This is a genomic window from Streptomyces sp. NPDC047982 (assembly GCF_043204165.1).
GTDB lineage: Bacteria > Actinomycetota > Actinomycetes > Streptomycetales > Streptomycetaceae > Streptomyces.
Window position 1 is genome coordinate 53,124 of sequence record NZ_JBIDBS010000005.1, and the last position, 24,890, is coordinate 78,013.

The 24,890-nt window shown below is 71.5% G+C and carries 20 protein-coding genes and 1 pseudogene; 17 read left to right on the top strand and 4 right to left on the bottom strand.

All coding sequences use genetic code 11. From position 1 onward, the window contains the following. Positions 1 to 204 precede the first annotated feature (204 nt). Entirely contained in the window at positions 205 to 573 is a 369-nt protein-coding gene (locus ACGF2V_RS07645) for a hypothetical protein (protein ID WP_362704529.1), read from the top strand. 151 nt (positions 574 to 724) lie between these two features. Here ACGF2V_RS07645 and fdhF read toward each other — a convergent pair whose 3' ends face one another. Together fdhF and ACGF2V_RS07655 are read right to left on the bottom strand one after the other, a co-directional pair. Then, positions 725 to 3,415, bottom strand: a complete 2,691-nt coding sequence (fdhF, locus tag ACGF2V_RS07650; RefSeq protein ID WP_362704532.1) for a formate dehydrogenase subunit alpha — start codon at positions 3,413 to 3,415, stop codon at positions 725 to 727. After that, on the bottom strand, positions 3,412 to 5,097 hold the full coding sequence (locus ACGF2V_RS07655; protein ID WP_362704535.1) for an NAD(P)H-dependent oxidoreductase subunit E: 1,686 nt from the start codon (positions 5,095 to 5,097) through the stop codon (positions 3,412 to 3,414). Before ACGF2V_RS07655 ends, fdhF begins: the two co-directional genes overlap by 4 nt. 949 nt (positions 5,098 to 6,046) lie before the next feature. On the opposite strand from ACGF2V_RS07655, the gene ACGF2V_RS07660 reads away from it, so the two are divergent. Continuing rightward, positions 6,047 to 6,700 carry a hypothetical protein gene (locus tag ACGF2V_RS07660; protein WP_362704538.1) on the top strand — a complete coding sequence of 218 codons (654 nt, stop codon included), beginning with the start codon at positions 6,047 to 6,049 and terminating at the stop codon, positions 6,698 to 6,700. A gap of 140 nt (positions 6,701 to 6,840) precedes the next feature. Here ACGF2V_RS07660 and ACGF2V_RS07665 read toward each other — a convergent pair. Continuing rightward, a pseudogene (locus ACGF2V_RS07665) lies at positions 6,841 to 7,251 on the bottom strand (Ku protein); the annotation flags it as partial. A gap of 663 nt (positions 7,252 to 7,914) precedes the next feature. Between ACGF2V_RS07665 and ACGF2V_RS07670 the strand changes: the two are divergent. From ACGF2V_RS07670 to ACGF2V_RS07700, 7 genes are all read left to right on the top strand, one after another. Further along, positions 7,915 to 9,954: a PhoX family phosphatase gene (locus ACGF2V_RS07670; RefSeq protein ID WP_362704541.1), complete on the top strand. Its 2,040-nt coding sequence runs from the start codon at positions 7,915 to 7,917 to the stop codon at positions 9,952 to 9,954. A 379-nt stretch (positions 9,955 to 10,333) separates the two neighbouring features. Continuing rightward, positions 10,334 to 11,074, top strand: coding sequence for a class I SAM-dependent methyltransferase (locus ACGF2V_RS07675; RefSeq protein WP_362704544.1), 741 nt, complete (start codon positions 10,334 to 10,336; stop codon positions 11,072 to 11,074). Next, on the top strand, positions 11,071 to 11,721 hold the full coding sequence (locus ACGF2V_RS07680) for a bifunctional 4-hydroxy-2-oxoglutarate aldolase/2-dehydro-3-deoxy-phosphogluconate aldolase (RefSeq protein WP_362625302.1): 651 nt from the start codon (positions 11,071 to 11,073) through the stop codon (positions 11,719 to 11,721). Before ACGF2V_RS07675 ends, ACGF2V_RS07680 begins: the two co-directional genes overlap by 4 nt. Positions 11,722 to 11,804: 83 nt before the next feature. Further along, the gene (locus ACGF2V_RS07685; protein ID WP_362625303.1) at positions 11,805 to 13,058 is read left to right on the top strand and encodes an aminotransferase class III-fold pyridoxal phosphate-dependent enzyme; all 1,254 of its coding nucleotides are present in this window, start codon (positions 11,805 to 11,807) and stop codon (positions 13,056 to 13,058) included. Next, positions 13,055 to 14,434 (top strand): aspartate aminotransferase family protein, encoded by a 1,380-nt coding sequence (locus ACGF2V_RS07690; protein WP_362625305.1) that lies wholly within the window; start codon positions 13,055 to 13,057, stop codon positions 14,432 to 14,434. The genes ACGF2V_RS07685 and ACGF2V_RS07690 overlap by 4 nt, the downstream gene beginning before the upstream one ends. After that, positions 14,431 to 15,246 (top strand): inositol monophosphatase, encoded by an 816-nt coding sequence (locus ACGF2V_RS07695; protein WP_362704547.1) that lies wholly within the window; start codon positions 14,431 to 14,433, stop codon positions 15,244 to 15,246. The genes ACGF2V_RS07690 and ACGF2V_RS07695 overlap by 4 nt, the downstream gene beginning before the upstream one ends. After that, on the top strand, positions 15,243 to 16,319 hold the full coding sequence (locus tag ACGF2V_RS07700) for a Gfo/Idh/MocA family oxidoreductase (protein WP_362704550.1): 1,077 nt from the start codon (positions 15,243 to 15,245) through the stop codon (positions 16,317 to 16,319). Before ACGF2V_RS07695 ends, ACGF2V_RS07700 begins: the two co-directional genes overlap by 4 nt. Before the next feature lie 134 nt (positions 16,320 to 16,453). Here ACGF2V_RS07700 and ACGF2V_RS07705 read toward each other — a convergent pair whose 3' ends face one another. Further along, positions 16,454 to 17,362 carry a hypothetical protein gene (locus ACGF2V_RS07705; protein WP_362625311.1) on the bottom strand — a complete coding sequence of 303 codons (909 nt, stop codon included), beginning with the start codon at positions 17,360 to 17,362 and terminating at the stop codon, positions 16,454 to 16,456. Positions 17,363 to 17,389: 27 nt separating this feature from the next. Here ACGF2V_RS07705 and ACGF2V_RS07710 point away from each other — a divergent pair, with 27 nt between their 5' ends. The 8 genes from ACGF2V_RS07710 (at position 17,390) to ACGF2V_RS07745 (ending at position 24,883) form a co-directional block, all read left to right on the top strand. Further along, on the top strand, positions 17,390 to 18,100 hold the full coding sequence (locus tag ACGF2V_RS07710; RefSeq protein WP_362625313.1) for a hypothetical protein: 711 nt from the start codon (positions 17,390 to 17,392) through the stop codon (positions 18,098 to 18,100). Continuing rightward, positions 18,093 to 19,784, top strand: a complete 1,692-nt coding sequence (locus ACGF2V_RS07715; protein ID WP_362625315.1) for a GMC family oxidoreductase — start codon at positions 18,093 to 18,095, stop codon at positions 19,782 to 19,784. The genes ACGF2V_RS07710 and ACGF2V_RS07715 overlap by 8 nt, the downstream gene beginning before the upstream one ends. Further along, positions 19,781 to 20,836: a hypothetical protein gene (locus tag ACGF2V_RS07720; protein WP_362704555.1), complete on the top strand. Its 1,056-nt coding sequence runs from the start codon at positions 19,781 to 19,783 to the stop codon at positions 20,834 to 20,836. Before ACGF2V_RS07715 ends, ACGF2V_RS07720 begins: the two co-directional genes overlap by 4 nt. A 239-nt stretch (positions 20,837 to 21,075) precedes the next feature. Further along, positions 21,076 to 21,378, top strand: coding sequence for an acyl carrier protein (locus ACGF2V_RS07725; RefSeq protein ID WP_362625319.1), 303 nt, complete (start codon positions 21,076 to 21,078; stop codon positions 21,376 to 21,378). Then, the gene (locus tag ACGF2V_RS07730) at positions 21,375 to 22,424 is read left to right on the top strand and encodes a methyltransferase (protein ID WP_362704558.1); all 1,050 of its coding nucleotides are present in this window, start codon (positions 21,375 to 21,377) and stop codon (positions 22,422 to 22,424) included. The genes ACGF2V_RS07725 and ACGF2V_RS07730 overlap by 4 nt, the downstream gene beginning before the upstream one ends. 61 nt (positions 22,425 to 22,485) lie before the next feature. Beyond that, positions 22,486 to 23,541 carry a glycosyltransferase gene (locus ACGF2V_RS07735; protein WP_362704561.1) on the top strand — a complete coding sequence of 352 codons (1,056 nt, stop codon included), beginning with the start codon at positions 22,486 to 22,488 and terminating at the stop codon, positions 23,539 to 23,541. 35 nt (positions 23,542 to 23,576) lie between these two features. After that, on the top strand, positions 23,577 to 24,095 hold the full coding sequence (locus ACGF2V_RS07740) for an AAA family ATPase (RefSeq protein ID WP_362625323.1): 519 nt from the start codon (positions 23,577 to 23,579) through the stop codon (positions 24,093 to 24,095). A gap of 83 nt (positions 24,096 to 24,178) precedes the next feature. After that, complete coding sequence (locus tag ACGF2V_RS07745) at positions 24,179 to 24,883, top strand: 4'-phosphopantetheinyl transferase superfamily protein (RefSeq protein ID WP_362704564.1); 705 nt, start codon at positions 24,179 to 24,181, stop codon at positions 24,881 to 24,883. Positions 24,884 to 24,890: the final 7 nt, after the last annotated feature.

The window sequence follows — 24,890 nt, forward strand, 5'->3', positions numbered from 1 at the left end:
TCGTGACGCACCGCATGACCTCGTCGGTGCGTCCTCCGGGCCAAGCGCCCGGCTCCGCCCGAGCTCGCCCGAACCGCCTGATCACCTGCACGGGCCTACCGGTCCTGGACGAGGGCCCATGTTTCCCCTCTCCATCGACGTCGCACCACGTCATCCTGGAAAAAGGACTCAAAGCAGTGGGCGGGCCGAGCGAAGGTGATCGGCGTGATGGGGTACGACGGCGGCTGGGGCTGGGGCGGCTGGTTCGTCATGACCGTGATCATGATCCTGTTCTGGGCGCTGTTGATCGCCGGGGTCATCACCCTCGTCCACCACTTCACCCGCGGACAGCACAGTCACCAGTCCGGCCAGCCACCGGCCTCTCCGCCTGGGCGGGGAAGCCAACGGGCCGAGGACGTGCCGGCGGAACGCTTCGCCCGCGGTGAGATCGACGAGGACGAGTACAAACGCCGCGTCACGCTCCTGCCGGGGGTATCGGTGATCGCGCGGCGGCGCCCGGCGGCAGCGGCCGTATCACGCGGCCTGCCCCCGCACCGACGCCACTGCGGCAGCCGAGGTCAGTCCCTGCGGTGAGGTGCCCAGCGCGGCGAACACCTCCCTGGTCGGCAGGGTCTGCACCGCGGGGCCGTGTATCGCCTCCTGGGCCGCATGCCCGTGGCCCCCGTCACCGGGTTTCAGTACGGATGTTCCGGTACCCATCGGCGTGTTCCCTTGCCGGTCGCTGTTACCGCGGGGTCAGGCGTACGGCCGTGACCTTGTACTCGGGGCAGGATGTGACGGTGTCCGCGTGGTCGGAGGTGAGACGGTTCACTCCGCTGGCGGGGAAGTGGAAGGAGCAGAAGACCTGGCCGGGCACCGTCTGTTCGCTGATCCGGGCGATGAGCCGGGCCGTGCCGTGTCGGCTCTCCACGTCGACCTGTGCTCCGTCCCGGACGTCGTACCGGATGGCGTCCTCCGGGTGAAGGTCGAGGAAGTCGACCGGATCGAGAGCGAGGTTGCCGCTGCGTCGGGTCATGCTGCCGGAGTTGTAGTGGGCCCAGCGCCGCCCGGTGACAAGGACCAGGGGATAGGCGTCGTCGGGGTGTTCACCGGGTGGGAGGTAGGGGACTACGGCGAGGTGGGCCCGCCCGTCGGGCGTGGCGAACCGGTTCTCGTACAGTCTGACCGCCCCCGGGCGGCGGGGGTCCGGGCAGGGCCACGGTACGGCGCCCTCCCGGTCCAGCCGGTCGTGGGAGAGACCGGCGAAGACGGGGGCGATGCGTCCGCACTCGGCCAGGGCGTCGGCCGGGGTTGGGCAGCCCAGGCTGACTCCCATGGCCGCGGCGACTGCGTGGACGGCATCGAAGTCGCTCCGCGCTTCGCCCGGCGGGGGCACGGCGGACCGGACCCGCTGGAACCGGCGGTCGAAGTTGACGAAGGTGCCGTCCTTCTCCAGCCAGGACGTGGCGGGCAGGACGACGTCGGCGTGGCGGGCGGTCTCGGACAGGAACAGCTCGTTGCACACCACGAGCGGGCACGCATCCAGGGCTTCGGCCACCCGGTTGGTGTCGGGATCGGTGGCGCAGACGTCCTCCCCGATGACCCACAGCGCCCGCAGGCGCCCCGCCCGTGCGGCGGCGAACATCTCCGGGATCCTCAGACCGGGCCGTTCCGGAACCGGCACGCCCCACACCGCCTCGGCCCGGGCACGTACAGCAGGGTCGGTCACCTTCCCGTAGCCGGGCAGGCAGTCGGGCAGCGCGCCCATGTCGGAGGCGCCCTGAACGTTGTTCTGGCCGCGCAGCGGATTGACCCCGTACCCGCGGTCGGTGCCCACGGCCCCGCGCAGGATCGCGAGATTGGCGAGGGTCCGCACCCCGTCCGTGCCGTGCAGGTGCTCGGTGACACCCAGGCCGTAGACGATCGCGGGCTGCCCGGCACGGCCGTACAGCCGGGCGGCGGCGACCAGGTCCGCGGCGGGCACCCCGGTGATGTCCGCGACCCGGTCGGGCGGGTAGTCGTCCAGCAACTCGGTGAGTTCGGGCAGGCCGGTGGCCCGCTCGCGAAGGAATTTCTCGTCGGTCAGGCCGTGGGTGAGCAGGATGTGGGCGAGCCCGTGGAAGAGGGCGGCGTTGGTGCCGGGCCGGGGCCTGAGGTGTACGTCGGCATGTTGGGCGAGGCCGACAGCGCGTGGGTCGGCGACGACCAGCTTCGCCCCGTGCAGCACGCGCCGGAGCAGTCGCGCGCCGACCACGGGGTGGGCCTCGACGGGGTTGGCTCCGACCACGAGCAGGCAGTCGGACCGCTCCACGTCGTCGAAGCTGTCGGTGCCGCAGGGCAGGCCGAAGGAGGCGGTCAGGCCGGCGGCGGACGGGGAGTGGCACAGGCGGGAGCAGTTGTCGACGTTGTTCGTGCCGATGACGACCCGCATGAACTTCTGGACGAGGTAGTTCTCCTCATTGGTGGCACGGGCCGAGGAGATCGCCGCCACGGCGTCCGCGCCACCGACCGCGGTGGCCTCACCCATGCCTCGGGCGACACGGTCGAGCGCCTCGTCCCAGCCGACGGGCTCCAGGCGGCCGTCGCGCCGCAGCAGGGGGCGGGTGAGCCGTTCGGGAGAGGTGAGATATCCGTGGGCGAAGCGGCCCTTGACACAGGCGTGCCCCTGGTTGACCGGGCCGTCGCGGGCGGGCAGGACCGCCGTGACCTCGCCGTCGCGGGTGGCGACGTCCAGGGTGCAGCCGACGCCGCAGTATCCGCACGTCGTGCGGGTCGCCGCGGCGGGCCGGTGGGCGGAGGTGAGTCCGCTGCCCGGGCCGGGCTGGGTAATCGCTCCGGTGGGGCAGGTGTCGACGCAGCCGCCGCAGGCCACGCAGTCCGACTCGGCCCAGGGCCCACCAGTGCCCGGAGCGACCACGGTGCCAGAGCCCCGGCCGACCAGGGTCAGGGCGAAGGTGCCCTGCACCTCGGCACACATGCGGACGCACCGGCCGCAGGCGATGCACAGGTCCCGGTCCAGGTGGACGTACGGATGGGAAACGTCCCCGCCCCGGCCACCGGCGACCTGAGCCACCTCCGAGCCGATGCCGAGCGTCCGGCAGACCTGTGCCAGCTCGCTGGGACTGTCGTCCGCGAGGGCGCGGGGCGGCAGGGCGGAGACGATGACAGTCACCGCCTCCCGGCGCAGCTGCCAAAGATCGTCCGTGGCGGTGTCGACACGGACGCCGGACGTGGCCGGGGTCACGCATGCCGCGGCGATCTGCCCGTCGGCTCGGACGAGGCAGGTACGGCACGAGCCGGCAGGGCTGAGCCGGTCGTCGGAGCAGAGCGCGGGCAGCTCGATCCCGGCCGCCCGCACAGCCACGAGCAGTGAGGCGCCCCCGGGAACGGCAACTGCCGTGCCGTCGACCTGGAGCTCGATCGCTGATCCGGTCATGGACCCCATCCCGCCAGTCGTCCCCCGTAGGCACGGGCAAGGCTGCGCACGGCAGGCGGGATGCGCCGCCCGAACGCGCACAGGCTCGCCTCGGCCATGACGCGCGCGAGCCGCTCCCATTCCGGTCCGGGCGGGGTGCCGGCAGACGCCAGATCCAGGCCACGGCGCGAGCCGACACGGCAGGGCGAGCAGGCGCCGCAGCTCTCTGCCGCCGCGAACTGCCAGATGTGCCGCAGCACCTCCTGTGGGGCCGCGCTCTGGTCGAAGGCCACGAGTCCGGCATGGCCGAGGGCCGCTCCCCGGGCCGCGAGATCGGCTGTGGTCAGCGGTACGTCCAGGGCGTCCGGGGCGAGGAAGCCGCCCAGCGGTCCGCCGACCTGCACGGCGGTCAGCTCGCAGCCGTCCTTCAGGCCACCGCCCAACTCGGTGACGATCCGCAGCAGCGAAGTGCCCACCTCGACCTCATATGCCCCCGGCCGGGCGAACCGCTCCGACAGGCAGACCAGCTTGGTCCCGGTCTCGTTGAGGGTCCCGCGCCGGGCGTACGCTTCCCCGCCCCGCGAGACGATCCACGGCACGGCTGCAAGGGTCTCGACGTTGTTCACCACCGTCGGCGCGTCCCACAATCCCCGCTCGGTCGGGTAGGGCGGGCGCGGCCGGGCGCACCCGCGGTCCCCTTCCAGGCTTGCGATCAGCGCGGTCTCCTCACCCGCGACGTACGACCCGGCGCCCTCCACCACCTCGACGTCCAAGACCGTGTCCGTGCCGTGCACGGACGGCCCGAAGTGCCCGTCGGCGTACGCTTGCCCGACCGCCTCCCGCATCCGCGCCAGCGCACGCGGATACTCCGAACGCACCAGCACCACGGCCCGCCGGGCTCCGCACGCGAAGCAGGCCAAGGCCAAGCCCTCGAGGACGCGCTCCGGGTCTGCCTCCATCAACAACCGGTCGGCGTAGGAGCCGGGATCCCCCTCGTCCCCGTTGACCACCACGACGGTGCCCGATACCCCGGCGACCGCCTCCCACTTCGCGGCCACCCGGAACCCGGCCCCACCGCGTCCCCGCAGCCCGGATGCGGCCACCTGCAACTGGACCTCGTCGGGGGAGCCGACCGTCACCATCCGCGGCCACACCTGCCACGGAGGCTCACCGGCCAGCGCCCCTCCCAGCAGCACGGGGTCGCCGGTGTCGTCGGCCACCGGGATCTCCGGAGCCCGAGGGGGCTCGCGCCTCGCGAGCTGGTCGGCCAGCGTCGGCCCTGCGCAGACTGACTCACGATCGAGCGCGGCGGGACCCGCGTAGCAGTAGCCCAGACAGCGGACGGCCTGCAACGACGTCTCTCCGTCGGGTGACACCGTGCCCGCGGGGAGGCCCAGCTGGTGCTCCACATCGGTGAGGTGCCGTCCGGCCTGCGCGGCGAAGCACGCCGTCGCCTCGCAGACCCGGACGTGACGGCGGCCATGAGGGACGTCGAGGTCCGCGTAGTAGCGGGCGGGTCCGAGGGCGGCGGCTGCAGGCAGGCCGAAGCCACCGGCGACAGCCGGAGCCCACGCCTCGGGGCTGTTCGCCGTTTCCTTCCTGACCTCGTCCAGCGCCTCGACCAGCCGGTCTCCCGGCCGCCCACGCCGGTCGGCCAGGGCCCGAAACGCGTCGAAACGATCGGCACGACCCACGGGAACCATGCCCTCATCGTGGAGGCCCCCTCGCAGGGCCGCAATCGGGCTGCCGCCCGAGGGGGAAACCGTCTGCGCACTTCGCGCACCGGCGGAGGAACGGCGTCTTCGGGCGGCTCACCGGGCCGCTGGGCCGCCGCGAGGGCCGCACGTCGGGCATGGCTGTCGGCATACGTCATCGGCACCCTGGAAGGTGGCGGCCCGCCGCTGCCGCAGGGATGGTGTGAAGGGATACCAAGCGCGACCAGGCAGGTGCGTGATGGGTGACGAAGCGACATCAGTTGCGCGGATCGTGGTGGGTCGACGTTCTGGGCAGTGACATCCGCCCTTCTCTTCCCGCCCGCAGTGCTCGTGACCGGTGTGCTGGCCCTGTCCTCGGAGCGGGCATCACGGTGCGTCGTGGACAAGGATGCGTGCGCCCCCGGGCTGCCGGCTCCGCTTTTCGTATGGGGTGCGGGCATGGGTGTTGTGGCGCTCGTGGTCGCCTTGGCCGCTCCAGCCGTGCGAGTTCGGCGCGTGGCAGTCGCTGCACAAGTGTGTGCCGAGTGCCTGGCGTTGCTCGTCCTCGTCACCCATGTATGACTGTGACCGCCTCGTGGCAGGCCGGCTCACGTTTTATGTCGCTCCATCAGGTGCTGACGCTGCCCGCAGGAGTCCGTGTTGTCGGCCGGGCGCCATCGTCCGGGAACTCGCGGTGTTCCTGCCGTGGTGGGGGTGGCGTCCGCGTGGGTCATCGGCCCGGCCGGGGCACCGGCGCTCGCTACGAGGGCGACGGTGACGACGGCCATGGCTGCGATCGACCGCGTGGGCCCCGTCCCGCCGAACTCTGCACGTCGTGGAGCGCGAGGAGACCCAGGCGGATCACTGCGAAGATCTCCGACACCGCAGTCCCAGAGTTTCAACGAGCAGATGGGGCCCGCCCAGTTGGATGTCAGTGGCTGCTGGCATCATTTCGATCATGAGCCGGATCATTTCGTACAGCACAGCCGACAAGGCCGACGTCCTGGGCTTTCTCGGAGCCGCCGGAAACCTCACGTCCGACCAGCAGCGCATCCTCGGCATGGTGCGCGAGAGGGCGCGGAAAAGCCAGCTTGAGCTCGACCGCCAGGGCATCGACTGGGGTCTGTCGATCCCCGACGCCCTCGACCACCTCATAGCAGGTCACGCAAGTTCGAACGCCGAGTACGCGGCCGGCGCCTACTACTCTGCCCTTCAGCACATCATCGACTGCAACGCGTCCGACCCCTACGACCTGGGCGTGTATTCCAAGCCGTCCACCTTCTTCGGCCTCGTTGATGAAGAACTGCGCCGCCTGGACGTGAGTGCTGATCTGCTGCTGCATGAGCACCTGTTCTCAGGGCCCCCGGAGGAGATCCCGTTCCACATCCCCTACCCCGTGGACGGCCCGCACATCGGCATGTTCCCGTTGGCCAAGGCCAAGCCCGCTGCCGACGCCTACCGCGCCGTGCTGGACCGCATGGAAGAGGGCTTCCGCTACGACATCCAAGAACTCATCGAGAAGCTCGAGTTCGAGCACAACGAATGGGAGTACGCGACGAAGAACATCGACTGGTACACCCAGGACACGATCTTCTTCTCTGTCACCGGGTGATCGATCAGCCTCCTCGGGGCAACCACAGGCTGTGAGCGGCACGGACCTGTGGGCAGAGCCATTTCAAAGAGCGCCATCCATGGGCCCTGGTCACAGAATGTCGTCCAGGGTGAGGTCGGGGCGCAGGCGGTGCCAGGGGGCGCGGCCTTGTCGGAACGCTCCAGCGCCTTGCGGAGCAGGGTGTAGGGCTTGGTGGCGACCTGGCCGTCGACCGCAAGGTAGTAGCTGTCGCCGATCCGGACCGGGTCGATGCTGTCAGCGTCGACGAACGCGACGATCTCGATCGCCTTCGTGGTCGGCAGGGGCATCTCGGCGAGCTCCTCGTCAGTGACCGGGACTGTCTCGCCCCCGGTGAACTCGTACCCCTTGCCGATCTCATCCTGCGGCACGGTCTCGCCGTCGAGCTCGCACACCTTCCTCGTACGGACCCGGCCCATGTCCTCCAGGTGGACCTGATGGAAGTGGATCGAGTGGCCCTCGGTCGCGGAGACGACCTTCACCGAATTAACCAGCCCAACGCTGATGGCACCGGCCCATACGGGCCTCGGCATACCGACCTCCAGCCCCCGCGTCCCCCTACCACGATGCTGGTCCCGGCCCGGACGGCACGCATCTGGATCAGCCGACCGTGCCCCAGGCAGGGACGAGAACGGCCGGTTCTCCAGCTCTCGGCGAAGGTGAACCGCCGCCCACCGGCAATGCAGGCCGTCGGCCAGGGCCACGCTCGCCCATTACGCGCTCGCTGCGTGCGTCCCGGCCTCCTGCGCCCCGGTTCCACGGAATGTGGGCTGGTGTCGCACGCTGGCGCGAGGCCGGGCTCAGTTGCCGCGGTTCCGGCCGGTGCCCGGCAGCCTCGTGGCGGACCGGGGGTGGCGGGCCGGGTTCCGGCTCGCCACCCCACAACCTCCTCGGTCGGTACACCCGGGGCGGGCGAAGCGGCCGTCGCCGCGCCCACGGCCACTGCTCCTCCCCACCGCCGCAATACGGGAAGCACGCCCCGGGGACCAGGGCCAAAAATGTTCGTGCCGGGGCCGCGCGTGTGCGCGAAGCCGATGGTTTCCGGTCAATGACGATGCCGGCACTTTACCTTCGCTATGCATGAAGGAATCCTGGCCCGAACAAATCCCGGCGGCGCGATCGGTCACCCGTCCAGGGCCCATGCACACCGAAGGCGGAAGTCGGCACAGGTGCTCCTGAGGAAGGATTCTTTCAGCGTGTCATCCCGGAAGCTCCCCCTGCTGGACATCGGCCACGACGTCCGGCGCTCCCCGGAAACGTGCACATTCAAATGCGGGAACGCCTGTGCTCGCGACGCGCCGAACACCTCCGGGAACACCTATTTCGGCGAGTTGTTGCGCAGGGCTCTGTCGCGCAGGGCCCTGCTCGGCTGCGGGGCGCTCTCCGTGGTGTCGGCGGCCGCGCCCGCGGCCCGGGCCCAGGGCCCCGGACCGCGCGTACGAGGGGAAGACAAGCGCGGGTTCGAGCCGGTGCCGCCCGACAGCCAGGACCGCGTGACCGTTCCCGAAGGCTTCACCCACGAGGTGCTGATCGGCTGGGGGGACGCCGTCCTGCCGGGCGCCCCGGCCTTCGACTTCGACCACCAGGACGAGGCGGCGCAGGCCCGGCAGTTCGGGGTGAACAACGACTACTGCGCCCTCGTCCCGCTGCGCGCCGCAGGACGGTGGCTGATGGTCTCCAATCACGAGTACGCCACCGAGCCGCTCATGTTCCCCGACTGGAATCCGCAGGAGCCGACGGAGGCCCACGTGCGGACGGCCTGGATGGCCTACGGGTTGTCGGTGGTACTCGTGGAACGCGCGGACGACGGCAGGCTGCGGACCAGGGTGGACGGACGGTGGAACCGCCGCATCACCCTGCTGAGCCCCTTCGAGGTCCGCGGGCCCGCCGCCGGCTCGCCGCTGCTGCGTACCTCGGCCGATCCCGCGGGTACCCGGGTGCTGGGCACGATGGCCAACTGTTCGGGCGGCACCACCCCGTGGGGCACCGTGCTGTCGGGCGAGGAGAACGTGCACATGCCCTTCGCCCATGCCGACCGGGTGGCGGACCCCCTGGTGTCGGAAGGGCTGAGGCGGTACGGGTTCCCCGAGGGGCCCTCCCTGCGCGGCTGGGAGAAGTACGACGCGCGATTCGACCTCGGTCGCGAGCCCAATGAGGCGCACCGGTTCGGCTGGATCGTCGAGGTGGATCCGCTGGAACCCGACTCCGTGCCCGTGAAACACACGGCTCTGGGCCGCTTCAAGCACGAGGGAGCCAACATCTCGGTCGCCCCGGACGGGCGGGTCGTGGCCTACATGGGGGACGACGAACGGTTCGAGTACATATACAAATTCGTGTCCGACGGGCGCATGCGGTCGGGCGACGATCCTGCCTGCCGCGCGCACAACAAGCGTCTGCTGGACTCCGGAACCCTCTACGTCGCGCGGTTCGACGGGGACAGCCCGGCGGAGGAGATCGACGGATCCGGCCGGCTGCCGGCCGACGGGGCGTTCGACGGGACGGGGCGGTGGATTCCGCTCGCGCACAACGACCGCAGCTTCGTGCCGGGCATGAGCGCGGACGAGGTGTACGTCTTCACCCGGATCGCCGCCGACCGCGCGGGGGCCACCCCCATGGATCGGCCCGAGGACGTCCAACCGCACCCCGTGACCGGGCGGGTGTATGCCTCCCTGACCAACAACGACCAGCGCGGGGCTCCCGGCCTGCCGGCTCCCGACGAGGCCAACCCGCGCTCCGGCAATCGCGACGGGCACGTCCTGGAACTGTGCGAACGCGGGGACGATCCGACGGCTGAACGCTTCGGCTGGCGGCTGCTGCTGGTCTGCGGCGACCCCAAATCACCGGGGACGTACTACATGGGGGTGGACAAGAGCCTGGTCAGCGCGATCTCCTCGCCCGACAACCTGGCTTTCGACGACCACGGCAACCTGTGGATCGCCACCGACGCGAACGGCCGGGGCGGCCGCAACGACGGCCTGTACATGGTGCCGCTCAGCGGTCCGGAACGCGGACGGGTGCAACGGTTCCTCACGGTGCCCACGGGGGCCGAATGCTGCGGACCGGTGATCGGGCCGGATTTCGTGCTGGTCTCGGTGCAGCATCCCGGAGAGCTGCCCGACGCCAGTCCGCAGCGGCCCGCGTCCCACTGGCCGGACGGAGGGTCCGCCCAGCCCCGGGCGGCCGTCGTCGCGGTGCGCCGCGAGGACGGCGGCCCCCTTCTGGGCGGACGGCGCTAGCGCCGCACCCCGGCGGCGCCGCTGCCGGGGCACCTGCGACCGCGTGCCGCGCCCGGCGGACCGGCGAGGCAGGTTGCTTTCGCGCCATCATCGAATCATCGTCGCCAATCGTGTCCGGCCCCCTTGCGGACCCGCCCCCGCAGGAAATTATGGTTCAGTAGCAATCCGCCCGGCCCGTCGTCACCGGCGGACGACCGATCAGAATGTCCGCCTGAAGAACCGTTGTTCCCTCCGGGGTGAACAGCCGTTGTTCTCCCCTTCCATCGCACCGAACTTTACGGTGCGCAGAACCGGGATTCTCCGGTGCGAAATCCCTTTACCGAACGGGCTTCAGGCAGCATTCTCCACAACCAGTGAGTGGGTGACAGTGCAGTCGTCTGTGAATTTCTCCCCGGCAGCCGATTTCTACGACAAGACGCGTGGGGGTGAGGCACGCGGCCGAAGGATCGCGCCGGCCATCGCCGAACGAACGGCGAAGGACCGCCTGATCCTCGACGCAGGCATGGGCACCGGCGTGGTGGCCCTGGCGCTCACCGACCTCGGGTACTCCGTGGTGGGGATCGACCTGTCGCACTCCATGCTCACGAAGGCCGTGAGCCGCGTCGGGCAGACGGCCGCGGCGGCCTCGCTGACCGCGCTGCCGTTCCCGGCCGGATCCTTCTCGCAGGTGTACAGCGTGTGGGTGACCCACGTCGTGGGCGACCTGCGCAAGGGACTGCAGGAGGTCCACCGCGTGCTGGAGCCGGGCGGGCGTTACGTGGTGATCCCCGGCATGATCCTCTTCGACGACCACCCGGTCAGCAGGATCATGGAGGAGATCCAGTCCCGCACGGCGGAGGCGGACGACCGGGCCCAGCGCATCCTGCCGCTGGCCGAGTCGGTGGGCTTCACCGCCGTGGAGGTGGGGGAACTGGACGCGGCGACCCACGAACACAGCCCGGAACAGATCGCCTCCGGACTCGAACAGCGCATGCTCTACCACTTGTGGGCCGTGGACGACGCGGTCTTCGAGGAGAAAGTGGCGCCCCTGGTGAGGGAGTTGCGGGCGCTGCCGGACCCGGACCACCCGGTGAAGCGGCAGACCCGGCGGCAGATCATCGTTCTCGAGAAGCGGGGGTGAGCGTGTCCGGGGACCACAGCATCGACCTGGCCGCCGAGGTGGCCGCAGCGCCGCTCATCGCCATGCTCACCGAACCGGATTCCCCCGCCGTTTCGGCCGTGACCGAGGAACTGGGCAAGGCGGGTGTGAGGGCTGTGGAGATCACTCTCACCTCCCCCGGCGCGCTCGACGCCGTCCGGCGCAGTGTGGCCACGGGCGCCGCGCTGGTGGGTGCCGGGACCGTACGGGACCGCGAGACCGCCCGGCGTGCCGTGGACGCCGGCGCGCACTACCTCCTCACCCCCGGTGTGCTTCCGGAGGTGCTCGACGAGGCCCGGGGGCTGGGGGTGCCCGTGGTGTGCGGTGCGTTCACCACGACCGAGGTCATGGAGGCGTGGCGGCTCGGCGCCGCGCTGGTCAAGCTCTTCCCCGCGCGGTTGGGCGGACCGGCGTATCTGGCCTCGCTCACCATGGCGTTCGGGGACATTCCCATCGTTCCGACCGGCGGGATCACCTCCGACGACCTCGGCGACTACTTCGCCGCGGGGGCGCACGCCGCGGCGCTCGGCCGGCCCCTCGTGGGTGACGCGCTGCACGGCGGGAACCTCACCGACGTGTGGCGCCGGGCCACCGATCTCCTGGACCGGGTCCGGACCGCCCGGCGCTGAGCGCCCGCCCGGCGCCCCGCCGTCCTGACGTCCGCTGCTCCCCGCAGCACGCCGCTCAGCCGTTCCTCACGAAAGGGAGACCCTTGGGTCTGGACCGTTCCTTCGCACTCGACCGCAGGGCCGAGCAGATCGACGCTCTGGCAGCCAAACGGAAAAAGGTGATCGCCTCCGACCAGATGGTCGAGGGACACTACCCGGTCTTCGCCGACCGGGCCCACGGGGCCCACTTCTGGGACGTGGACGGCAACAGGTATCTCGACTTCTTCCTGTCCTACGGCACGGTCATCCTCGGCCACGCCGATCCGGACGTGGACGAGGCCGTGGTGCGCGAGATCCGGCGCGGTTTCGCGGTCGGGCTGATGAAGCCCGTCCAGACGGAGCTCATCGAGGAACTGCTCGACATCGTGCCGGGCGCGGAAATGGGCATGCTGCTCAAGACCGGATCGGATGCCACCGCTGCGGCCGTGCGCCTGTCCCGGGCCTTCACCGGCCGGGACCGGGTGGTGCGCTGGGGCTACAACGGCTGGCACGACTGGTGCGCCCAGTGGGACCGCGGCATCCCCGCCGTCAGCCGGGCGCTGGTGGACACGTTCACCTACAACGATCTGGACTCGCTGCGGGCGGTCTTCGAGCGTCACCGGGGGGAGATCGCCTGTCTGGTGATGATGCCGTTCATGGTCGAGCGGCCTGCCGAGGGGTTCTTGCAGGGCGTGCGGGAACTGACGCGGGAACACGGCGTTCTGCTGGTCTTCGACGAGATCCGGTCGGCTTTCCGGCTCGCCCTGGGCGGCGCGCAGGAGTACTACGGAGTCACCGCCGATCTGGTGACGCTGAGCAAGGCATTCGCCAACGGGTACGCCATCTCGGCGCTGACCGGGCGAGCGGATGTGCTGCGCACTCTGGACACGGTGCACATCTCGTCCACGTACTACGCCAACGCCGACGCCATGGCCGCCGCGTTGGCCACGGTGCGCAAGCTGCGGTCGGGCGACCACCTCAAGCGGATCTGGCAGATGGGCGAGCGGCTGCAGAACGGTCTGGGCGCGCTGGCCGAGGAGTTCGGGGCACCGGTCGACGTGGTGGGGCACCCGCCGATGCCGTTCCTGGACTTCCGCTTCGGCGACGAGGACCGCAACCAGCAGGCGAAGAGGTCGTTCTACGCGGCGACGATCCGCGAGGGCGTCTTCCTGCACCCGAACCACCACTGGTTCATCTCGGCATCCACCACCGACGACGACATCGACACGGCGATCGGCGCGGCCCGGCGCGGCTTCGAGGCACTTGCGCAGGACGGCTGGCTGCCGTCGCGCCGGCGGACCGGGGACGGAGCGATATGACCGACCACGAGCGGAGCTCCGGGCTTGCGGGGGGCGGCGGCGCGCCCGGTGCCGGACATGGCTACGGGATGCTGCGCCCGCGCGTACGCGGAGAGGCCCACTGGGCCGAGGAGCAGGAGGTGATCGGTCCCGGTCTGCAGGCCGTGATGCTGCTGTCCCGGTTGTGCGTGGCGGACGCGGACGGCGCCGAGATCGTGGACGTCGACGGCAACCGCGTCATCGACTTCCAGGGTGCGGGCGGGGTGAACTCCATCGGCCACGCGGAGCCGCGTTTCACCGCGGCCCTCGCCCAGGAGCTGACCCGCGCCACCGCCGGGGCCTTCGGCAGCCCCGCCCGGCTCGACATGGTGCGGGCGCTGCGCGATTTCCTGCCCGAGGACCTGGACACGATCCAGCTGTACAGCGGTGGCACGGAGGCGGTGGAGGCCGCGCTGCGCCTGGCGAAGTCCGTCACAGGAAAGCACGAATTCCTCTCCTTCTGGGGCGGCTTCCACGGAAAGACCATGGGCAGCCTGGCCCTGACCGCCGGCGCCCGCTCGGGTCTCGGGCCGCTCCCGCCCGGCTACTTCTCCGCCCCGTACGCCAACTGCTACCACTGCCCCTTCAAGTTACGGGCGCCCGAATGCGGCTTCGCCTGCGTGGATCACGCCCGTGACGTGATCAAGGAGAACTCCACCGGGGCTCTCGCCGCGATCGTGGTGGAGCCCGTGCAGGGCAGGTCCGGCAACGTGGTGCCGCCCCGGGGCTACCTCGCGGCCCTGGGCGAGGTGGCCCGCGAGTTCGACGCGTTGCTGATCGCCGACGAAATGATGACCGGTTTCGGCCGCACCGGTGCCGCCTTCGCCCATCAGCACGAGGAGGTCCGCCCCGACGTGCTGACCGTCGGCAAGGGCATGGGCGGCGGCTACCCGGTCACCGGAGTCGTCGCCTCGGCGCAGACCATGGCGGCGGCCCCGTTCTCCGAGCCCAGTGCGAGTTCGTCCAGTTTCGGGGCGTTCCCCATGGCGTGCCGGGCGGTGGCCGCGACCATGAGCGTCCTCACCGAGGACAAGCTGGTCGACAACGCCGCCGCCCGGGGCCGGGAGATGCTCGATCAGCTGGCCGACCTGACGGAACTCGCCCCGCTGGTCGGCGACGTGCGCGGTGCGGGGCTCGCTCTCGGCATCGAGCTGGTGGTGGACAAGCGGACCCGTGAGCCGGCGCCCAAGAGCCTGGTCCAACGCGTCTACCTGGAACTGCTGGAAGCAGGCGTCCTGGTGATGCTCGGCGGCAACACACTGCGGCTGTACCCGCCGCTCACCGTCGACCGCGCTCAGGTGGAGACCGCCGTCGGCATCATCCGCGAGACCCTGATCGGCATGGAGGGTGAGGCGTGACCGTCGTGTTCGACACCGACCGCCTCACCGTCACGGCGGCGCAGGCCGCGTCGGAGGCCGCGAAGGAGCTGCTGCGCTGGCGCGGCACCCGGTTGACCGTGCGCACCAAGGAAGGCGACGCGCCGGTCAGCGACGCCGATCTGGCCGCCGAGCACCAGGCGCTGGCCATCCTGCGCATGTACACACCGGACTTCGGGATCGTCTCGGAGGAGTCCGATCCCGTCGCCCCCGGGGACGGCCGGCCGACCTGGATCGTGGACCCGCTCGACGGCACGACCAACTACCTGCGCGGACTGCCCGACTACGCGGTCGCCCTGGCGCTGGTCGTGGAGGGCGTCACGCGGTTGTCCCTGATCCGGTTCCCCGAGTCCGGCACGGTGTTCCGGGCCGTGGCCGGGCAGGGCGCGTTCCGCGACGAGATGCCCCTGCGCATCGCGGAACGTCCGCCGGGCAGACCGCTGGCGGGCACCGGCTTCGGGACCGAAGGGGTGGTGCGGGGGCGGCAGCGCTCGGTGGCCGACCGGCTGCTCGACGCGGGGTTCGAGATACGCGAACCGGGCAGCGCCTCCACGGGGCTGTGCCGCGTCGCCTGCGGGGCGTACGACGGCTATCTGGAGTTCGGCATCGGGATCTGGGACACCGTGCCCGGTGCGCTGCTGGTCGCCGAGGCGGGAGGCGTGGTCACAGGGTGGGGCGGTGACGCCTTCACGTCCCGTCACGACAACATCGTCGCGGCGTCGCGGACCGTCCACCGGGAACTGGTCGAGGCCGGGGGCTCCTGCCCGCCGGTGGCGTCGGGAGGGAAGGCATGAGCACGAACGGGACACCCCTCGCGCCGGTGCCGATCGGCCGGGACAGGTCCGTTTCGGTGGTCGTCGTCGGGTTCGGCACGGCGGGCGGCGCCCGGCTCAGCGGGTACGGATCCGTACCGGGCGTCGAAGTGGCGGCGGTCGTCGACCCGTCACCCGAGCGCCGCGCGCGGGCGGCGGGTCTCCTGCCCCACGGCCGGGTGTTCTCCTCACTGGACGAGGCGATGGCGACCGCCCCCGCGGTGGACGTGGTCGACGTGTGCACACCGCCCGCCTTCCACGGCCCGCTCACCCGGGCCGCGCTCTCGGCGGGCCGTCACGTGATCTGCGAGAAACCGGTCGCGGCGCGCGGCGCCGAGGCGCGCGAGCTGACGGAGCTGGCCCGCGCCCGGGGCCGGCTGCTCTTCCCCTCGCACAACTATGGGACGTCACCCCTCATGCGGACGCTGCGCGAGGCGGTCACCGGGAGCCCCCGCACCGGGAACGGCGGCGTGGGGCGTCTGGAATCGGCCACCTTCCGCATCCTGCGCGACCGGCACGCGCGCGGGGTGCCGGGTTACTCCCCCGACTGGCGCCGGTCTCCCGAACTGGCCGGTGGAGGAATCCTGTTGGACCACGGGACGCACTGTGTCTACATGGCGCTGCGGCTGTTCGGCCGGGCCCCCGTGAAGCTGTCCTGCACCGTGGAACGGCCGGACGGCGATCCTGCGGCGGTGGACGAGGCGGCCAGGCTGCGTCTGGACTTCGGCGACGGCCGGTGCGACATCCGGCTGAGCTGGACGAGCGACGAGCGGTCCAACCACTACGCGGTCCGCGGCTCCGCCGGGTCGGTGCGCATCGACGACGGAGAGGTGACCGGTCGCACGGCGGAGGGGCAGTGGCGGCGGTCCCTCGTCTCGCCGAGCAAGGACCAGGCGCACCTGGAGTGGTTCACGCCCATGTACGAGGATTTCCGGCGGGTGCTCTCGGACCCGGGGCTGTGGGGCATGTGCGCCCGGGAGATCGTGGACACCGCGCGGGTCGTGGAGGCGGCCTACGCCTCGGCGGACGCGGGTGGTCGCGTGGTGGCGGTATGAGTTCGCCGGCCCTGCCCGCCCGGTGGCGTGGCGGCCGCAGGGGTGCGGTGGTGGATCCGTGGACACCACCGCCCCACCACGGTCCCCGCCGGGGCGACGCACCGGCGGGGACGGCCTGCCGGTGCGTGTGCGGATCAGCCGCCCGCGCCGATGGCACGGGCGAGCAGCGGGCCCTCCTCGGACAGGTTGTCGAACGTGGTGGAGCGTTCGTGGGACGCGAAGTAGTGGCAGATCACCCGGCCGTCGATGGCGGGCAGCCATTCCAGGCGGCCGGAGCGGTACGGCTCTCCCAGGTTCCGCGTCCGCCCCTCGCCGAGCCGCCCTCCGAGCAGCGAGTACGACATCTGGGTGACGTAGCGCGGCGCGAAGCTGATCTCGCGGGGCAGGGCGCTCAGGGTGTGCTCCAGGAAGTCCGCGTCGAAGAAGGCGGCGGAGTCGACGCCGGCGAAGCCGCAGCACATGTACGGAACGTAGGGGGTGCCCGGCAGGTGGTCCGCTATCCAGTGCACGCCCTGGGGCTCCCACCCGAACTCGGGCGAATAGAGGAAGGCGGGACGCTCGTCCGATGCGGCCGTCGCCCAGTCGACGAGGGCACGCGGACGGGACAGGAACACCACGTCGCTGTCCATGCTGACGACCGACGGCGCGCGGCTGAGCAGGTAGTAGTCGACGAGCTGGAGGATACGGACGTTGTTGCGGCGCACCGCGGCGAGCGTGGGGTGGTCCGCGAGCAGTTCCTCCACGTGCCGGTCCGCTTCGGCGCGGCCGATGATCCGGGCGTCGGGCACGTGCCGGCGAAGCCGGGCCGTATCGCGCGGGGTGAGCGTGCCGTCGTCGTGCACCACGGGCGTCACCTCGGGCCAGAAACGGGCCAGCGACTTGGCGGCGAAGAGGTAGAGCGGCACGTGGTCGGAGGAGACCAGGCTGTGCACCTCCACTCCGTGCTCGCCCGTGAATCGGGGGGTCTGCGTGGCCAGCAGCCGTCGGGTGAGGGCGAACACGTCCTGCGTGTCACCGGCACTGACGGCTCCGGACTGACTCATGCGGGTCTCCTTGACCGAAGGGCAAACGTGAACGAACACCATGATTATCAGCAAATCGCTTTATCTGTGGAGGAGTTGGGACCGGACGACCGGAACTGGCTCTTCTTCACCCCGCACGAGGCGGACGTGGTCCGTGAGGCCATGGCGCTGCTCGTCCCCGGCCCCGCCGACGCGCCGGGCGAGCCCGGCCCCGGGGCCCGCGAAGCGGACGCCGTCCGGTACGCCGACCGGCTGCTCGGCGCGTTCACCGTCGAGCCGCCCCTCGTGTACGCGTCCGGCCGCCCCGACGGCTCCTTCCTCCCCCTCACCCCCGCCCAGCGAACGGGGTGGCGCCGCCGGGTCTCGGACCTGCGCCGCGCCTACCGCACGGGAGTAACGGTTCTGGACCGCCTGGCGGGCGGCGACTTCGCCTCCGCCTCGCCCGCATCGCGGCACCGGGCCCTGTGCGACGCCGAGGCGGCCGTCTTCCGCGACCAGCTCTTCGACCACGCCGTCGAGGGAACCTACGGCGCCCCCGTCTACCGGGGCCGGCCCGCCCCGGCGAACCCCACCCTGCTCGGACTGCCGGCGCCCCGGGGCGCCGGGACGGCCACGACGCCCGCCGGACCGCCGCGGACGGACCCGCCCGAGGCCGTGGGGCCGTACGCCGGCCCGGGGCCCGATCCCGTCGCCGTCCTCGCCCGGCACTTCACCAGGGCCGCACGGCTGATCGCGTCGTCCGGGGGCTACGGTGGCTGAACGCGCGGTGGTCGTGGGCAGCGGCCCGGGCGGATCGACGGCAGCGATGGTCCTCGCCGAAGCGGGCTGGGACGTCACCGTCCTGGAGCGCGGCCCCAACCACTTCGAGGACCTCTCGGTCCCGGCTCCGCGCCACGTCTTCTCCGCCGACGAGATCAAGGGCCCGGTCCGCGGTTTCGAATACCCTGACCCGCTCGCCGAGCCCCGCGTCTACCACGACCGGGCCTTCCCCGGGCAGCCCGTCACCGGGTTCGTCAACGCCCTGCCGGCGGCCGTCGGCGGCGGCTCGGTGCACTGGGACGCCAAGACGCCCCGGCTGTGGGATCTCGACTTCGCCAAGCGTTCCGCGCTGGGCCCGCTGCCGGGCGGCGACGTCGTGGACTGGCCGTTCGACTACGCGGAGATCGCTCCCTACTACGACGAGGCCGAGGCGCTCCTGGGTGTGCAGGGCGACCGCGCCGCCCTGCCCGCGACGACCTTGCGCCACGCCCCGCGCTCGCGGGACTTCCCGATGCCGCCGGGGCCGGACCAGACGTCGTCGGTGCGTGTGGCCGAAGCCGCGCGGACGCTGGACCTGCACCCCTACCCGATGCCGATGGCCGCCAACTCCCGTCCCTACGACGGGCGGCCCGTCTGCGTCGACTGCGGCGCGTGCTGCGGCTACGGCTGTCCCGACCTCTCCCGCGGCAGTGCCCTGACGGCGCTGCGCCGCGCGGTCCTGGCGGGCGCCGAGGTGCTGCCGCTGGCAACGGCCGTGCAGGTGCGGTACACGGGACGCAGGGCACGCGCGGTGGTGTACGCGGATGCCGAGGGCGTCCGGACGGAACTTCCCGCCGACCGGGTGGTGCTCGCGGGATCCGCGGTGGAGAGCTGCCGCCTCGCCCTGCTGTCGGAGCTGCCCGATCCGTCCGGGCTGCTGGGACGCCACCTGATGTTCCACTGGTACTCCGTCGCCTACGGACTGTTCCTCGGGGAGCGGGTGCGCAGCCCGAGGGGCCGGAACATCACCCACGCCCTGGACGACTTCGCCGACCCGGACCACCCCGGCGCGCGCGAGGCCGCACGCGCGGCGGGGCTGCCGTATCTGCGGGGTGGCGTGGTCGAACTCGGCGGCGGGCAGCCCGGCCCCGTCCAGGAGGGCCGTCTCTACCGGCGGCTCCTGCCGGAGCTGACGGACGTCCCCTACGGCCGGGCCTTCCAGCGGCTGATGCGCGAGAGCCCCCTGCGGGACCGGTTGCTCGGGGTGCAGATGCACGGGGAGGACGTCTCCCAGCGGGAGAACCGCGTCGGCCTCGATCCGGCCGTCCGGGACTGGCTGGGGCTGCCGGTGCCCTGCATCTCGTGGGCCCCGCACCTCCACGAGACCACGGCCCAGCGCTTCTACCTGCCGCGGCTGGCCGCGCTGCTGAAGGCGGCGGGCGCGGACGCGGTGGCCGCGGTGCCCGAGACTCGCTCGCGGGCCTTTCCCGGTGAACCCGGCACCGTGCCCGGCAACTTCCACACCCTCGGGGGGTTGCGGATGAGCCACGACCCTCGCATGGGGGTGACGGACGGCGCGGGCCGGATGCACGCGCTGGACAACGTCTTCGTCGCCGACGGCGGCCTCTTCCCCACCTCCGGGGCGCACAACCCGACTCTGACGATCACGGCCACCGTGCTGCGCAACACCAGGAGGACGACGTGAGCGACACGACCGCCGAGGACATCCGCCCCTATGCCTTCGATCCCGCCGCCGCACTGGGCTGGAAGAACATCGGCCTGGACGGTCTGGGGTGCTTCATGCGCTCGGTCGAGGCCGTGCTGCTGCACCGGGGCTACGACGCGGACGCGGTGGCACGCGGCCTCGCCGTACCGCTCGACCTGGTGCGGCGCGGGGAGTGGTACGGGCCGATGAGCGACTTCCCGGCCTGCGCGGTTCGTTGGCACCTGACCGGGATCGGGTCGGGCCGCAGTCACTGGCCGCGCGTCGCCGAACTCGTCGGTTCCGGGACACCGGTGGTGCTGATGCCGGACGGCCACCACTGGCCGGGCGACGACCATGAAGGCAAGGAGCACTACCACCACCACATGGTGCTGGCCCACCGGATCGACGACCGGGGGCTGCACGTCCTGGACACCGACGCCCCGGCGAAGGACGGCCATCGGCGGGTCCTGCCCGTCACCGACGCACTGCGCGAGGCGTGCACCCGGTACGCGGTCGTGGAGCGGATCGCGCCGCCGGACGCACGGCGCCCCGAGGAGACGGCCGCCGCGCTGGTGCCGCCTTCCCTGGCCCCGCTCGGCGAGGACGTCGCCGAACTGCGCGCGTTCCACGGCGAGGTGTGGTCGGGGGCGCGCCTGCCCCTGCTGCTGGCGAAGGGGATGGATGTATGGGTGCTCGGGGACGTGCAGCCGCAACTCTTCCTGCTGGGGCATGCCCTGGCCGGTGCCGAGGAGTCGCGCACCGTCGAAGTGTCCCGTGCGGCGCTCGCGGCGGCGGGGCGGGCCCAGAAGCTGGGCCTGTTGCTGCTGGGGCTGCACCGCTACCGCTCGGAGGGCGTCTACGCGATGGCCCATGAGGAGATCGCCGCGCTGGCGAACGCGCTGGAGGCACTGCTGGAGGCGATGTGCCGGCACGCCGGGACCGGGCACCCGCACGCCGAGGGGGACGGCACCCGTCTCGCACGGCGCCTGCGGGGCGAGGCCGAGTGGTGCTTCGGGGAGGGCAGGCCGCTGCCCGAGCTGTCCTTCGCCTGAGCCCCCGCAGGCACGAAAAGCCGCCCGGAAGACAACCTGAGAAAAAGCGAAAAACCCTGCGGACAATCGCCCGGGAGGCGTCCGGCCGCAGGGACGGAAAACTATTCCCCGAATAGGGGAGAAAAAATTGGACGGAGTTTTCGAAATAATTGACAGTCTTGATCGATGGTTTTAGCGTGTGGCATGGATTTCGCGTTTCCGCACGGTAAGGCACGGCAAACAGAGGGGTGGGCTTGCAGATGAGCAGCGTAAACAGTCTCGGATCCACGGACCGCACGGAACTGTTCGACGAGGTGCGCACGATTCTCGTCGAACAGTGCGAGACCCCGCCGGAGGTCGCCGGAAAACTCACCGAGAACGACCCGATGAGCCGACTCGGGCTCGATTCCATCACGCTTGCCTATGTCTTCACCTACTTCGAGCAGAAGCACGATCTGACTTTCGAGAACGACGACATCGACCCCCTGCGCTACACCACGGTCGGCGCATTGCTGGACATCCTCACCGCGCGCATCTCCGAGGCTGCCGCGGAGGCCCGGTGACCGCAAAGACCCTCGCCCCGTCCGGCGTCCCGCCCAAAGCCGCTACCCACGCGTCGGGCCCGGACGACCGGCTGCTCATGGACACCTTCATGTCGCAGTACCGGCTTCCGGCGGTCGCCGCCGCGGACCGCCTCGGTCTCTTCCCGACGCTCGCCGGGTCCCCGGCCGACGCGGCCGAACTCGCCGCGTCACGCGGTCTGGACCGGGCCGGGACGGCGGTGGTGCTGGAATTCCTCGCCGCCCTCGGATACCTGTCCGTGCACGGCGGCCGATACCACCTGACCCCGGACGCCCACGCCTTCCTGCTCCCGGACGGCGCCCGCTACTGGGGGCCCATGCTCGGACTCGGCTGGGACGAACGCTGCGCCGCCGTCCGCGGACTGATCACCACCGGCGCCGCCCACGGCTACCGGGGCAAGGACATCTGGGAGACCCATGAACGCTCCCCCCACCACGGCGAGCAGTTCGCCCGTGCCATGCACGCGCACTCCGTCGGCCCTGCCGCGGCCCTCGCCGATCGTCTGGACTTGACGGACTGCGTCGCGCTGCTGGAGGTCGGGGGCGGCGTGGGCACCTTCGCGATGGCGCTGGCGCGCCGCAATCCGCGCCTGACGGCCACTGTTGTGGACCTGCCCGTGGTGGAGCGCGAGGCGAACCGACTGCTGGAGCGGACGGACCTCGCCGAGCGGGTCCGGCTGCGCACCGGCGACATGTTCGCCGACCCGTGGCCGGGCGACCAGGACCGGGTGCTGTTCGCGGACGTGCTGAGCGACTGGGACGACGCGCACTGCCGAGATCTGCTGGAACGCGCCCGCGCGGCCCTGTCCGCCGAGGGCCGGCTGCTCGTGCACCAGGTGCTGCCCGACGACGCGGCCCGCCGCTCCCCCACCGTCACGGGCTACTCGCTCGCCCTCGCGGTCATGACCGGCGGCCGACTTCGCACATGTCCCGAACTCGTCGCGCTGCTCGACGCATCCGGCTTCACCGACTGCGACGTCACGCCGGTCTACGGTCACTACTCCCTGCTCACCGCACGCCCCTCCTGACACCGGCCCGGCCCTGCCGGACCGAAGCCCATCGGACGTCCGCACCCGAACGGGAGACCACATGGACAGCCCGCCCCGCGTCACCGCCGTCATCACCAGCCGCGAGCGCTTCTCGTACGCCGAGGAGTCCCTCAAGAACTTCTTCGCCCACACCGACGTTCCGTGCCACGTCGTGTACGTCGACGTCAACTCGCCCAAGGACCGCTGGGAACGGCTGCGCCGACTGAGCGACATCCACGGCTTCACCGCGGTGCGCGTGAACAAGTACGTCTCGCCGAACTGCGCCCGCAACATCGGACTGCGCTATGCCGAGGGCGAGTACGTGGTCTTCCTCGACAACGACGTGGAGTACACGGACAACTGGCTGGAGCCGCTGATCGCCTGCGCCGACGAGGAGAAGGCCGCGATGGTCGGCCCGCTCTACCTGCACGGACCTCTGGAGGAGCAGACGGTCCACATGGCCGGCGGCGACATGGAGTTCTCCGGTGTCTGGGGCACGCGCGACTTCACCCAGACCCAGCGGTACTTCATGAAGCACGTCTCGGAAGTACCCGCCGAGAAGATGCGCCGCCAGGCGTGCGACATCATCGAGTTCCACTGCGCGCTGGTGCGCCGCTCGGTCTTCGACCAGGTCGGCGGCATGGACGAGGGACTGCTGACCACCCGCGAGCACCTCGACTTCAGCCAGCGGGTGCTGGACGCCGGCGGCACGGTGTGGTTCGAACCGAGGTCGGTGATCACCTACCGGATGCCGCCGCCCTTCGCGCTCGGCGACCTGCCGTACTTCATGCTGCGCTGGAGCGACGCGTGGACGGCCGAGACCCTCAAGCATTTCGCCACCAAGTACGGCATCAGGCCCAGTTACGTGGAGCGGGTCGTCAAGAACCGCAAGGGCCGGCAATGGCTGCTGTTCGAACAGATCAAGCAATACCTGCCCGACGCACTCGGCCCGGCCGGTACCAAGGCCGTCAAACGGGTCTTCCAGAAAGTGGAACCGGTCGGCAACCGCCTGCTGGTGGAACTCATGACCTTCCGCGAGCCCCCACTGCGCTGGCAGGTCCACCGGGGAGGCGAGGCCGTCGCCCCCGAGCCGGCCACCGCGGGCGCCGCCCGGTGAACGCCTGCCCCCCGTCCGGACCTCGCGTCGTGGTGGTGACCGGCATCCCCGGCAGCGGGAAGTCCACCGTGGGTGCGCTGCTGGCACGCCGGTTCGACCCCTCGGTGCTGATCGAAGGCGATGTGCTGCGCCGCATGGTGGTCACCGGCCGTGCGGAAATGGCCCCCGCCCCGTCGCCGCAGGCGCTGCGCCAGTACGAACTGCGCCTGCGCCACCTGGCGATGCTGACCCGTTCGTACGCCGCGGAGGGCTTCACCGTGATCGCCGAGGACAACCTGCTGGGCGAACACCTGGAACGGTTCATCGGCATGCTCGGCGACGTCCGCCCCTGCCATGTGGTGGTGCTGGCCCCGCGGCCGGAGACGGTCCTGTCCCGGGACGCGGGCCGCGCCCACCAGGCGTACGACGGACAGGGCTGGGGGGCACGCGAACTGGACGAGGTGTTCCGCCGCGACACCGCGCGCATCGGCTTGTGGCTGGACACGACCGGCCAGAAGGAGGAGGAAACCGTCCGGGACATCCTGGACCGCCTCGACGAGAGCGCGCTGTCATGACCGGTGCGGCCCCCGCCCCGTCGCCGTGCTCCGGGACTCGGGCAAAATCCGGCGCCACGGTCCCGGACGGCCGGGTGGTCTGCGTGTACCAGGCGCTGGTGACTCCCGAGGCCGTCCGCCGCTGCGCCGGGCTGCTCGACGCCGCCGAGCGCGAACGGGCCGGCCTGCTGCCGAAGCGGGACGCCGCCCGGTTCACCGTGGCACGCGGACTGCTGCGCTCGGCGCTGTCCGGACGTCTCGGAGTACCGCCGGGCAGCGTCGCACTCGCGGCGCGCTGCCCGGCCTGCGGAGAAGCCGGCCACGGTCCGGTGCGGCTGGCCGGGGGCGGCGGCGCGGGGTGGACCGTGTCGATCGCCCACTCGGGGGTCCTGGCCGCGGTGGCGCTGGGGCGCGGGGCCGGGCCGGTGGGGGTGGACGTGGAGACCGCGGACCGCGCCGCAGAGGTCGAGACGCTGACCCCCCGGCTGTTCGGCCCGGAGCACAGCGGTCGGCTCACCCGGCTGTCCGCGCCGGTGCGGCGGGCCGTCCTGCTGCGGGTCTGGACGAGCGCCGAGTCGTACGCGAAGGCCACCGGCACCGGACTCGGTCACGCCCTGGCCCGCATGAGCGCGCGAGTCGACACCACGGGCCGGGTGACCGTGGCCGGCCCCGAGGAACTGGCGGGCTGGTCGGTGCGCACCGTCCCGGCTCGCGCGCCGGGCTACGCCGCGGCCGTGACAGTCCGGCACGGCGCACGCGTGCACACGCACGTACGTACGGATCTGACGGCCGGCACGCCGATCGGCTGAGGCACCG